General features: G+C 63.1%; 11 protein-coding genes. 8 read left to right on the forward strand and 3 right to left on the reverse strand.

Annotated features, from left to right (window positions below):
* The first annotated feature begins 5 nt into the window (after positions 1–5).
* The 7 genes from purD to rng are packed head-to-tail and all read left to right on the forward strand — an operon-like array spanning position 6 to position 6,118.
* Entirely contained in the window at positions 6–1,277 is a 1,272-nt protein-coding gene (purD, locus tag GTP41_RS09505) for a phosphoribosylamine--glycine ligase (RefSeq protein WP_161025345.1), read from the forward strand.
* Complete coding sequence (gene hemF, locus GTP41_RS09510) at positions 1,277–2,191, forward strand: oxygen-dependent coproporphyrinogen oxidase (protein ID WP_161025346.1); 915 nt, start codon at positions 1,277–1,279, stop codon at positions 2,189–2,191. Before purD ends, hemF begins: the two co-directional genes overlap by 1 nt.
* Positions 2,188–2,835 carry a nicotinate-nucleotide adenylyltransferase gene (locus GTP41_RS09515; RefSeq protein WP_371867316.1) on the forward strand — a complete coding sequence of 216 codons (648 nt, stop codon included), beginning with the start codon at positions 2,188–2,190 and terminating at the stop codon, positions 2,833–2,835. Before hemF ends, GTP41_RS09515 begins: the two co-directional genes overlap by 4 nt.
* Positions 2,836–2,838: 3 nt before the next feature.
* Positions 2,839–3,540, forward strand: a complete 702-nt coding sequence (gene rsfS, locus GTP41_RS09520) for a ribosome silencing factor (RefSeq protein ID WP_161025348.1) — start codon at positions 2,839–2,841, stop codon at positions 3,538–3,540.
* 5 nt (positions 3,541–3,545) lie between these two features.
* Entirely contained in the window at positions 3,546–4,016 is a 471-nt protein-coding gene (gene rlmH, locus GTP41_RS09525; protein WP_161025349.1) for a 23S rRNA (pseudouridine(1915)-N(3))-methyltransferase RlmH, read from the forward strand.
* A 15-nt stretch (positions 4,017–4,031) separates the two neighbouring features.
* Complete coding sequence (locus GTP41_RS09530) at positions 4,032–4,652, forward strand: Maf family protein (RefSeq protein WP_161025350.1); 621 nt, start codon at positions 4,032–4,034, stop codon at positions 4,650–4,652.
* A complete protein-coding gene (rng, locus tag GTP41_RS09535) occupies positions 4,652–6,118 on the forward strand; it encodes a ribonuclease G (protein WP_161025351.1) in 1,467 nt (488 codons plus the stop codon). The genes GTP41_RS09530 and rng overlap by 1 nt, the downstream gene beginning before the upstream one ends.
* A gap of 85 nt (positions 6,119–6,203) precedes the next feature.
* On the opposite strand, the gene GTP41_RS09540 is transcribed toward rng, so the two are convergent.
* Both GTP41_RS09540 and GTP41_RS09545 read right to left on the reverse strand, forming a co-directional pair.
* A complete protein-coding gene (locus tag GTP41_RS09540) occupies positions 6,204–7,796 on the reverse strand; it encodes a VWA domain-containing protein (protein ID WP_161025352.1) in 1,593 nt (530 codons plus the stop codon).
* Between the two features lie 7 nt (positions 7,797–7,803).
* Complete coding sequence (locus GTP41_RS09545) at positions 7,804–9,777, reverse strand: AAA family ATPase (RefSeq protein WP_161025353.1); 1,974 nt, start codon at positions 9,775–9,777, stop codon at positions 7,804–7,806.
* Positions 9,778–9,974: 197 nt separating this feature from the next.
* Between GTP41_RS09545 and GTP41_RS09550 the strand changes: the two genes are divergently transcribed.
* Positions 9,975–11,540 carry a methyl-accepting chemotaxis protein gene (locus tag GTP41_RS09550; RefSeq protein ID WP_161025354.1) on the forward strand — a complete coding sequence of 522 codons (1,566 nt, stop codon included), beginning with the start codon at positions 9,975–9,977 and terminating at the stop codon, positions 11,538–11,540.
* Between the two features lie 12 nt (positions 11,541–11,552).
* On the opposite strand, the gene GTP41_RS09555 is transcribed toward GTP41_RS09550, so the two are convergent.
* Positions 11,553–12,239 carry an alpha/beta fold hydrolase gene (locus GTP41_RS09555; RefSeq protein ID WP_229502808.1) on the reverse strand — a complete coding sequence of 229 codons (687 nt, stop codon included), beginning with the start codon at positions 12,237–12,239 and terminating at the stop codon, positions 11,553–11,555.
* Positions 12,240–12,246 lie beyond the last annotated feature (7 nt).

Raw genomic sequence — 12,246 nt, forward strand, 5'->3', positions numbered from 1 at the left:
TCCCTATGAAGATCCTGGTAGTCGGCTCGGGTGGCCGTGAACACGCTTTGGCTTGGAAACTGGCGCAGTCGGAACGCGTACAGATGGTCTATGTTGCGCCTGGCAACGGCGGTACCGCGCGCGACGTGCGCCTGCAGAATGTGCCGATCACCGATCTGGAGCAGCTGGCCAATTTCGTCGAGCAGGAAGGCGTCGCCCTGACCGTGGTCGGCCCGGAAGTGCCGCTGGCGGCCGGTATCGTCAACCTGTTCCGCGCGCGCGGCCTGAAAGTGTTCGGCCCGACCCGCGAAGCGGCGCAGCTGGAGTCGTCCAAAGACTTCGCCAAGGCCTTCATGAAGCGCCACGGCATTCCGACCGCCGAATACGAAACCTTCGCCGACGCCAAGGCGGCCCACGCCTTCGTCGACAAGATGGGCGCGCCGATCGTCATCAAGGCCGACGGCCTGGCGGCCGGCAAGGGCGTGGTGGTGGCCATGTCGCTGGAAGAAGCGCACGGCGCAGTCGACCACATGCTGTCCGATAACGCCTTTGGCGACGCCGGCGCGCGCATCGTGATCGAAGAATTCCTGGCCGGCGAGGAAGCCTCCTTCATCGTCATGTGCGACGGCAAGAACGTGCTGCCGCTGGCCACCTCGCAGGACCACAAGCGCCTGCTGGACGCCGACCAGGGCCCGAACACCGGCGGCATGGGTGCCTACTCCCCGGCGCCGATCGTGACCCCGGCCATGCATGCGCGCGTGATGCGCGAGATCATCATGCCTACCATCCAGGGCATGGCCAAGGACGGCATCCAGTTCACCGGCTTCCTGTACGCGGGGCTGATGATCGACGCCGCCGGCAATCCGCGCACGCTGGAATTCAACTGCCGCATGGGCGATCCTGAGACGCAGCCGATCATGTCGCGCCTGAAGACCGACCTGGTGAATGTGATGGAACACGCGGTCAACGGCACCCTGGACCAGGTGGAGCTGGAATGGGACCGCCGCACCGCCGTGGGCGTGGTGCTGGCCGCCGCCGGTTATCCGGACGCGCCGCTCAAAGGCGCGCATATCCACGGCATTCCGGCGGAAACGACGGATGCGGTGACCTTCCATGCCGGGACCACGGACGACGCCGACGGCAAGCTGGTGACCTCCGGCGGCCGTGTGCTGTGCGTGGTGGGCCTGGGCGACAATATCAAGATGGCGCAGAAGCAGGCGTACGAGGCGGTCGACAAGATCGGCTTCGAAGGCGTGCAGTTCCGCCGCGACATCGGCTGGCGCGGCCTGAAGCACTAATGAGCAGCGCCCCCGCCCCGCAAGACGTCAAAGCCTGGCTGTTAGGCCTGCAAGACCGCATCATCTCCGCCCTGGAGAACGTGGACGGCAAGCCATTCCTGCGCGACGCCTGGGACCGCCCGGAGGGCGGCGGCGGCATTTCACGCCTGATTGAAGAAGGCAATGTGTTCGAACGCGGCGGCTGCAACTTCAGCCACGTCACCGGCGCCAAGCTGCCGCCCTCCGCCTCGGCCCATCGCCCGGAAGTGGCTGGCCAGGCCTGGGAAGCCATGGGCGTCAGCCTGGTGCTGCACCCGCGCAACCCGTACGCGCCGACCGTGCACATGAATGTGCGCTTCTTCAGCACCAGCAGCCAGGACGGCACCCCGGTCTGGTGGTTCGGCGGCGGCATGGACCTGACGCCCTACTACGGCTATGTGGCGGACGCGCGCCACTTCCACCGCACCTGCCGCGACGCGCTGGCGCCGTACGGCGACGCGCTGCACCCGAAGTTCAAGGCCTGGTGCGACGAGTACTTCTACCTGAAACACCGCAAGGAAGCGCGCGGCGTCGGCGGCATCTTCTTCGACGACTTCAACGCCCTCGGCTTCGAGCAAAGCTTTGCCATGACCCGCAGCGTGGGCGACGCCTTCCTGGCCGCCTACCTGCCGATCCTGCAGGCGCGCAAGGACAGCGCGTACGGTGAGCGCGAACGCGACTTCCAGGCCTACCGCCGCGGGCGCTACGTCGAATTCAACCTGGTATTCGACCGCGGCACCCTGTTCGGCCTGCAGTCCGGCGGCCGCACCGAAGCGATCCTGATGTCGATGCCGCCGATCGTCAAATGGCGCTACGACTGGCACCCGGAAGACGGCAGCCCGGAAGCGGCGCTGGCCACCGACTTCCTGCCGCACCGCGACTGGCTGGCCGAGTGAAACGCTGCATCGCACTGCTGGGAGGCAGTTTCGATCCAGTCCACAACGGCCACGTCGCGCTCGGCAAACTGTTCGCCGACAAGCTGCACGCCGACGCGCTGCTGGTGATCCCCGCCCTGCCCTGGCAAAAGGGCGCGCTGGTGGCGACGCCCCAGCAAAGGGTGGACATGCTGAATCTGGCCTTCCAGGGCCTGGCCTGCCCGGTCACGATCGACTGGCAGGAACTGGCGCGCGGCAGCGCCACGTATACGATCGAAACGCTGCGGGCGATCCGCGCCGATGTGGGGCCAGAGGTTTCCCTGGCCTTCCTGATGGGCGCCGACCAGCTGCAGCGACTGAATACCTGGCACGAATGGCGTTCCTTGTTCGACCTGGCCCACATTTGCGTGGCGGCCAGGCCCGGCTTTGAACTGGACGACGCCCACGTGCCGGCCGAGGTGGCCGCTGAATTCCAGCGCCGCCAGGCCACGCCGGATCAGGTCAGGAACACCCCGGCGGGCAGGACCATGTTGGCGGCCGAAATGGCCATCGACATCTCGGCTACTGCCATTCGTGCTGCATTACAACGGGGGGACGGGGCGCACTCGCTTATCCCCCCGGTAGTGCTAGACTATATTGAACAACATAATTTGTATAAGAACTAAATAATGGATATCAAAAAACTGCAAGCCCTCGTCGTGGACGCCCTGGAAGACGTGAAAGCCCAGGAAATCGTCGTATTCGACACCACCGGCCTGACCAGCCTCTTCGACCGCATCGCCATCGCTTCCGGTACCTCCAACCGCCAGACCAAGGCCCTGGCTGCCTCGGTGCGCGACAAGGTGAAAGAAGCCGGCGGCGACGTGATCGGCATCGAGGGCGAAGACACCGGCGAATGGGTGCTGGTCGATCTGGGCGACATGATCGTCCACATCATGCAGGCCCCGATCCGCGCCTACTACCGCCTGGAAGAAATCTGGGGCGAAAAGCCGGTGAAACTGGGCGCGGCCAAGCGCAAGTCCACCAGCGAAGGCAAGGCCGCCGCGGAAAAAGACGCCACGCCGAAGAAATCCGGCCACCTGGCCGCCAGCAAGCCGACCAAAGCCGCTGAAGCCGTGATCGAGAAAAAGCCGGCCGCCAAGAAGCCGGGCACCGCCAAGGCCACCGCCGCCGCGGGCGCCGCCGCCAAGAAAGCCGCCGTCAAGAAAGCCCCGAAAGTGGTGGCGCCGGAAGGCAAAAAAGTGAAGGTCGGTATCACCAAGACCGCCGAGGCATCCGCCAAGGCCGCCAAGGAGAAGAAAGCCGCCGCTGCCGCCGCAGCGCCGGCCAAGACCGTCATCAAGCGCATCAAAAAGCCTGCGGCTGAGTAAGCCAGGTGCAGCTGATTATCGCTGCGGTCGGCCACAAAATGCCGGCCTGGATCGAGAATGGCTTCGCGGAATACGTGAAGCGCATGCCGCCGGAACTGCGCATCGTGCTGAAGGAAATCAAGCCCGTTGAGCGCTCCGGCAGCAAGACCGCCGCCACCGCCATGGCCCTGGAAAGGGAAAGGATCGAGGCGGCGCTGCCCAAATCGGTGCGCATCATCGCGCTCGACGAACGCGGCAAGGACTTGACCAGCGTGGGCCTGTCCCAGCAGCTGGAAGCATGGCAGCAGGACGGCCGCGACACGGCCTTCCTGATCGGCGGCGCCGATGGCCTCGACCCGGGGCTGAAGGCCAGGGCGGAAGGCATGATTCGCCTCTCCAGCCTGACCCTGCCGCACGGCATGGTGCGCGTGATGCTGGCCGAACAGTTATACCGGGCGTGGACAATTACACAAAACCACCCGTATCATCGTGTCTAAACCCAAAGGCAAACGATGAAACTGCTCGAAAAGAAGATCTACCTGGCTTCCAAGAGTCCGCGCCGGCGCGAATTGCTGCGCCAGATCGGCGTCGACTTCGAGCTGCTATTGCTGCGCAACGACGGCCCGCGCGGGCCGGACGTGAGCGAAGAAGTCAATCCCGGCGAGGAACCGCTGGCCTATGTCGGCCGCGTGGCCCAGGAAAAAGCCGATTTTGCCTGGGACATGATCCAGAAGCGCCGCCTGTTCCTGCGCCCCATTCTGGCCGCCGACACCACCGTCACCATCGACGGCGAGATCCTCGGCAAGCCGGCCAACGTGCGCGAAGCCACCGACATGCTGCAAAGGCTGTCCGGCCGCACGCACCAGGTGCTGACCTCCGTCGCCGTCCACTCGCAGGACTTTTCCGGCCATATCACCCAGGTCTCCGACGTCCGCTTCGGCAAACTGAGCGACGCCGAGATCAAAGCCTATTGCGCCACCACCGAGCCTTACGACAAGGCCGGCGGCTACGGCATCCAGGGCCTGGCCGCCCTCTTTGTAGAACATATTGAAGGCAGTCATTCCGGCATCATGGGCCTGCCGCTGTATGAAACGGCGCAGCTGCTGCGCCAGGCAGGATTAAAGCTCCCCTGATGAACGAAGACATCCTCATTAACATCACCCCGCAGGAAACCCGCGTCGCCCTGGTAGTGCAAGGCGCCGTACAGGAACTGCATATCGAACGCACCCTGACGCGCGGCCTGGCCGGCAACGTCTACTCCGGCAAGGTAGTGCGCGTGCTGCCAGGCATGCAATCGGCCTTCATCGATATCGGCCTGGAGCGCGCAGCCTTCCTGCACGTGGCCGACATCTGGGAAGCGCGCCCGCACGACGGCAACCAGAACGCCACCCCGACCGCGATCGAAAAGCTGCTGTTCGACGGCCAGGTGCTGACCGTGCAGGTGATCAAAGACCCGATCGGCACCAAGGGCGCCCGCCTGTCCACCCAGATCTCGATCGCCGGCCGCATGCTGGTCTACCTGCCGCAGGACGGCCACATCGGCATCTCGCAGAAGATCGAAAAGGAAGCCGACCGCGAAGCCCTGCGCGCGCGCATGCAAAGCCTGCTGCCGGCCGAGGAAAAAGGCGGCTACATCGTGCGCACGCAGGCCGAAGACGCCAGCGACGCCGACCTGCAGGCCGACATCGAATACCTGCGCAAGACCTGGGGCGCCATCTGCCACGGCGCGCGCACCCTGCCGCCGACCTCCCTGCTGCACCAGGATTTGAATCTGGCGCAGCGCGTGCTGCGCGACTTCGTACACGACGAAACCGCCACCATCCAGGTCGACTCGCGCGAGAATTTCCTCGCCCTGACCGAATTTGGCCGCGTGTATACCCCGTCCGTGCTGTCGCGCCTGACGCACTACACCGGCGAGCGCCCGCTGTTCGACCTGTACGGCGTGGAGGAGGAGATCCACCGCGCGCTGGGGCGCCGCGTCGACCTGAAATCCGGCGGCTACCTGATCGTCGACCAGACCGAGGCCATGACCACGATCGACGTCAACACCGGCGGCTTCGTGGGCGGGCGCAATTTTGCCGACACCATCTTCAAGACCAACCTGGAAGCCGCGCACGCCATCGCCCGCCAGCTGCGGCTGCGGAATCTGGGCGGCATCATCATCCTCGACTTCATCGACATGGAGAACAACGAGCACCGCAACGCCGTGCTCGCCGAGTTGAAGAAAGCCCTGGCGCGCGACCGCACCAAGGTCTCGGTCTCCGGCTTCTCCGCCCTGGGGCTGGTCGAGATGACCCGCAAACGCACGCGCGAATCGCTGGCCCACATCCTGTGCGAACCGTGCCCCGCCTGCGAAGGGCGCGGCCAGGTCAAAACCTCGCGCACCATCTGCTACGAGATTTTGCGCGAGCTGCTGCGCGAAGCCAAGCAATTCAACCCGCGCGAATTCCGCATCCTCGCCTCGCAGGAAGTGGTCGACCTGTTCCTGGAAGAAGAATCGCAGCACCTCGCCATGCTGGGCGACTTCATCGGCAAAAAGATCTCCCTGCAAGTGGAAACCAGCTACCACCAGGAACAATACGACGTGATCCTGATGTGAAAATTCGGGGTCAGGTCTGACAATCGGACAATCTATGCGCTTCGCGCATAGATTGTCCGATTGTCAGACCTGACCCCGAATCTTTTCAGAGGACGATGACTTCGTCGCTGAAGCGGTCTTCCACTCGCTCCCCGGCGCACAACACGGAGTAGATCGCGCAATTCAGCTTTTCTTTCTCCGTTTCGAGCATCGCGAGGAATTCCGGCGACAGGCTGCAGTCGCCGTCGGAAATCATCAGGATATCGGCTTTGCGATAGTTGTCTTCCAATGCGATGCGCTGCAAGGCGTGCTTGAGCGGGGTCTCGAAGTCGGTACCGCCGCCAAATCCCTGTTTCAGGAATTTCAGCAAACCTGCCGCATTGTTGGCAGCATCCATCGAGAATGCGCGGATCTCGTTCGCGGCGCCAAACAGCACCACGTGCAAGGCGCGGTCTTCCTCCTTGAGGATGCGCGACACGGCGAGCAGCAGGGCTTTCGCCTTCTGCATTGGCGCGCCGTGCATGCTTTGCGATGTGTCAAGACAGGCGACAACCGGGCCTGTCCGGCGCTTGCTCTCTTCCGCGTGCGTGAGCTCGGCGGGCATCGTGCCCTTCAGCTCATACGACAGCAGATTGTTCTCCAGCAAGCGGGCATAGAACAGCACTTCCAGCGCTTCGTCCTCAAGGTTCGATAGTTCGCTGGGCAGCATGCGCATCACATCGTTGCTGCGGTGCGTGCCGTGGACCTCGCTGCGGCAGGCTTCGGGAATCCTGGTCTTTTTCTTCTCCTCTTCCGATACGAAGTTGCGCCCCAGCTTGTGCACCAGGTCCTTGATGCGGCCATTGCCCTGCATGGCGCGCGCCAACCCTTCGAAATCGTCGTCGCAAGCGAGCAAGTCCTCGTAGGTGAACTGCGAACCGGGACAGGCAGCGAGGAAGCCTTTGGCCTGCTCATACCTGGCCGAGATGTCGGATAGCGCCGTGCGGAAGCCTGCGAGGCGTTGGCGCACGGGGGCAGGAATATTTTCGTCGGCGATTTCGGCCTCATAGTCCTGCACCATGGCCAGTTCGGCGCGTATCCGCCCGATGCTCTCCGCATTCAGGACCTGCTTGCGGAAATGGTCGGCTTGCCCTTCCCAGTCAGGCTCGGGAACCGTTTCCGGCTCCGCATTCCAATCCCATAAGCGCCATTTGGTGGCCCCGAGCTTCTGGCGCGCAGTCCGCTTGAGCGCCGCCATCGTCAGCTCCCAGGTTTCGAGCTGCAGGTCGGGCAAGCCTTGCGGACGGTACTCTTGGCCGCTGTAGTTCACGCATTTGGTGGCAAACGCGTGGCAGTTCTTGAAGACCAGGCCGTAGAAGGCGCGCTCGCCTACATGGTTGCTGGCGCCGTGCGCGACATCGGCGCTGCCCACCGCGCCCTGGCTGTCGCACGAGACGTAGATTTGCCGACCCATGGTGCTCTTTGACGTGAAGCTGCGCGCGCTATCCATGCACACCGAGCTCTCCGCGAAGCCGTCCACCACGATGTTCGAGATCTGTCCGTCCCCGACATAAATCCCGGAATGCTCCGCCGCCACCCACAGGTCGCAATACAGCACACTGCCAGGCACCGGCTGGACCTTGTCGCGAAAAGTACTATCGACGAAGTACTTGATCGCTTTGATGCCAACGGAGCTCGCGAGCTTTAGCAAGTTCAGCATCGAATGCTTACAGCCAGATATTGGCGCGTAATTGCTGCGAAAGGGTATCCGCTGCATCGTCTGTTCCAGCGCTTGCGGCCTCGGGACCACGGCCGGGCATACGGAGTGCCGGCCGGTCTTCCTGCTGGTCCCATTGCCAGGTCGTCTCGAAGTCCCAGTGCAGTGAATTTTCAAAATAGGCCTGCTTGTACAGCGCTTTATCGAGGGTTTTCCCGTCTATCCCGTTCGGGTCGCTATGGCCCGGGTTTCCATCAAGCGCGATATTGGAGATCAAGTTGTCGCTATTGCCCGTCGTAATTCGCTTAAGCGTAGCCCTGAAACTGAAGGCAATAGCAAACGACTGAGCAACAACTTTTACCTCTAGCTTACCCAACGCGCACTGTTTGATGGTGCAGTCGTTATCTTTTGGCCCAATCCCCACCAAAGACGTACTCCCACTTTGGGAGTGCTGCAACCGTCCGGTCACGAAGCAACGCTCGACAACGCTGCCCTTCGCAAGATACGCGGCAATACCACCTGCCTCATCCCAGCCTTTTGCTTTGGAATCCCAGTCGACATCCAGCACGGCCAAGCAATCCGACACGACGCTGTCCGCCACTTTACCAAGCACGAGGAAGGATCCGGATTGGCATTTGGAGACAGTGCAACTGAGGACATCACCCTTTATCAACTCAAGATTCGTGGTGCAATATGCGATGGAGGCTCCACCGACCCGCAATGCCAGCCGCAGGTGCTGCAGGCGCAAATTGGTGATGCTTGAACCATCCAGAATGGATTCAAAGAGAGCAGACGGCTCGGTCCCACTCACCCGGTAGGTGATGCAATGCCCGTGGCCATCGAAATGTCCTTTGAACCTGATCTTCAGCCAGACGGAAATGTCGCTAGCGTCGATATCGGCAGTCTGGCGGAAATGAAATCCGCCCTGCCCTACTTTGGATTCCGTGAGGCGCTCCAAGTCTTCGTAGGAGGCGATCTGAAACGGGCTGCTCGCGGTTCCCGCGCCCGCCAATCCTTTGATCGAACCCAAGTTTTCCAATGGGCGCGGGCTTTCGGTCATTTTCAAAAGGCCCGTAAAACTCGAGTGGGCACTGCTTGCCTTCAACTTGCTAATGATTAGGTCAGTCACCTTACCCTTGTTGTCGGGGTGGTTCCACAAGCAGTCTTTTAGCAGCAGCACATCCGAATAATCCACCTCGACGCGGCCATTGGTCGCTGCCGAGACCTGCATCAGGTGCACCACCTTCCGCAGGCGCCGGTCGGACAGGCTTTCGCGCGTATCTTCCTTGAACGCGGCTTTGTGCCCGATCCAGATGCCTTGCACCAGCCCGGCGATCTCCGGCGGGATCGCGACCTTGCGCGCGCGCTCCCGAATCGTCTCCAGGTCGTCATCGCTCAAGCGCGACGGGACGGGATTATCCGCCTGCGGCACCAACAGGCGCAGCAAACCCTCCTCGCTCACGTAATCAACAAAGCCGCGCAGCAGGAAGCGGTCGTACAGCGCATTGAGTTCCTCCTGCCCCACCGGCAGCTCGTTGGAGGCGCCGATCAGCGCGCGCAAGGGCACCTCCATCACTTCCGTGCCGTTGTGGTAGCGGCGCTCGTTCAGGATCGTCAGCAGGGAATTCAGGATCGACGAACTGGCCTTGAACACTTCATCCAGGAAGGCCAATTTCACCGACGGCAGGTAGCCTGCCGTATTGCGCCGGAAACGATCGGCCTTCAACTCGGTAATCGACAGTGGGCCAAAGATTTCCTCGGGCGTGGAGAACTTCGTCAGCAGGTACTCAAAATGACCGCCATCGCCCGCGTCCAGGCAGGACGCGATACGGCGCGCAATCAAGCTTTTGCCGGTGCCAGGCGGGCCGACCAGGATCACATTTTCGCCAGCCAAAACAGCGAGCAAGGTCAAACGAATCGCGTTGTCCCGCTCGACTAGTCCATCATTTAACTGGTTCAATAGGGACTTGATCTTGGTTTTCATTCTGTAGCAATCCGAAAAATTGGCAATAGGAAACTGTCGATACTATAAGGACATTTACTACCTCAACGCAAACGTAAGATTTGAGTTGCCCAACCTTGCAGGTTTAAATGTTTCATTTTGTATTGAGACAATTTATATGTTCAGGACTAATATATTTAGAGTTACCATGGTGAAACACTTTGGAGGGGAGACTTACAATGAAAAACCTGAAAATCGGTACGCGTCTTGGCTTGGCGTTCGCTGTGGTACTACTGCTGCTGGCGGTGATGACGGTGGTCGGCATCATGCGCCTGCAAAGCGCGAGCACCAAGACGGAGGCGCTGGTGGCCGAGAACGTGCGCAACGAGCGCCTGGTCGCCGAGTGGCAAAAAGTGGTCGAGGTGAATGCGGCGCGCACCACGGCGGCGTATATGGTGGCCGATCCGGCCCAGCAAAAATCGATTGAAGCGCAGATGGCGGCATCCTCGGGCCGCGCGACCGAGATCCAGGATGCGCTGGGCAAGCTCCTGACCCACCCGGCTTCGCGCGCGGCCTACGACAAGGTGCTGGCCAACCGCAAAGCCTATGTCGACCAGCGCAAGGCGGTCTATAAGGCCAAGGCGGAAGGCGACGCGGAAACCGCTGCGCGCCTGTTCATCGACATGGAAGCGCGCCGCGTGAGCTACCTGGGCGCGCTGGACGAAGTGACCGAGGCGGAGCACAAGAACCTGGATGCGATCGCCGCTGAAATCCAGGCCGGCAACCGCAGCGGCCGCAATATGCTGATCGCGCTGGGCGCGGCGGCAGTGGCGCTGGGTGTCGGCTTTGCCTGGATGACCACGCGCTCCATCGTGCGGCCGCTCAATGCGGCGGTGCAGATCGCGCAGACCGTGGCGAGCGGCGATTTGAGCCGCCGCATCGAGGCGCATGGGGAAGACGAGCCGGCGCAGCTGCTGAAGGCGCTCAAGTCCATGAACGATAACCTGGCCGGCATCGTGACCGAGGTGCGCGAAGGCACGGAGAACATCGCCACCGCGTCGCAGGAGATCGCGTCCGGCAACCACGACCTGTCCACGCGCACCGAGCACCAGGCCAGCACGCTGGAAGAAACCGCGTCCTCCATGGAGCAGCTGACTTCCGCCGTGCGCAATAACGCCGACAATGCGCGCACCGCGCGCGAGCTGGCGGCCACCGCTTCCGACGTGGCGGCGCGCGGCGGCTCGGTGGTGAACGAGGTGGTCAACACCATGGGTTCGATCAACGCAGCCTCGACCCGGATTGTGGACATCATCTCCGTGATCGACGGCATTGCGTTCCAGACCAATATCCTGGCCCTGAATGCGGCGGTGGAGGCGGCGCGCGCCGGCGAACAGGGCCGCGGCTTTGCGGTGGTGGCGAGCGAGGTGCGCAACCTGGCCCAGCGCAGCGCGCAGGCGGCGGGCGAGATCAAGACCCTGATCAACGATACGGTGCAGCAGGTGCAGGCCGGCAGTGCGCTGGTGAACCAGGCCGGCAGCACCATGGATGAAGTGGTATCCAGCATCCAGCGCGTGACCGCAATCATGTCCGAGATCGCCACCGCCAGCAGCGAGCAGACCGTGGGCATCGAGCAGATTAACCAGGCCATCGTTCAACTGGATAATGTGACGCAGCAGAACGCGGCACTGGTCGAACAGGCGGCTGCGGCAGCCAGCGCCATGCAGGACCAAGCCGGACGCCTGACCGGCCAGGTGGGCCGCTTCAAGCTGGCTGCCCGGCCGACGGCGCGGCTGGCTATCAGTTAATTACTGCCGGCGCTACGGCGCCAGCATGGGCGCCAGCGCTTGCGCCAGTAGCTGCGGCTGCTCCAGCGGCACCAGGTGGCCGGCGCCGGCAATCACCTGCAGGCGCGCGCCGGGAATGCCCTGCGCCAGCTCCTGCGCCTCACCCAGGCTGCGCAACTGGTCGTCGGCGCCGTGCACCACCAGCGTCGGGCAGGCGATGCCGCCCAGTTGCGCGGTATCGGCGCTGCGCACGAGCAGCGACTGGCGCACGAAGACTTCACGCCCCAGCCGTTCGCCCATGGCGCGCACCTGCGCCAGCAGCGCCTCGTTGCCGGCGTTGGCAGGGTGCAGCGATTGCGCGATGGCGGCGCGGCCCAGGCCACGGAATGGGCCGCGCGGCGTGGCGCGGGCGGCCTTGCCGCGTTGCTCGGCCATCAGCGGCGGATCGGCGCGGCTGGAGGTGGCGACCAGCGCCAGCGCCTTCACGCGCTGCGGCGCCAGGCGCACCATTTCGCGCGCCACGTACCCCCCCATCGAGAATCCAAGCAAGTTGAATTGTTGCGGGCAGCCCGCCAGCACGGCCAGCGCCATGGCAGCGATGCTGTCGCCTTCGGCCAGGCTGGCGAAATGCAGCGGCAAGTCGGGCGGCAGGTGGGGCAGCATGGCATCCCACAGCGCGTCGTCCAGCATGTAGCCGGGGAGCAGGACCAGCGGCATCATCGCGGTG

Origin of the sequence: Pseudoduganella guangdongensis (assembly GCF_009857475.1) — a bacterium.
GTDB lineage: Bacteria > Pseudomonadota > Gammaproteobacteria > Burkholderiales > Burkholderiaceae_D > Rugamonas > Rugamonas guangdongensis.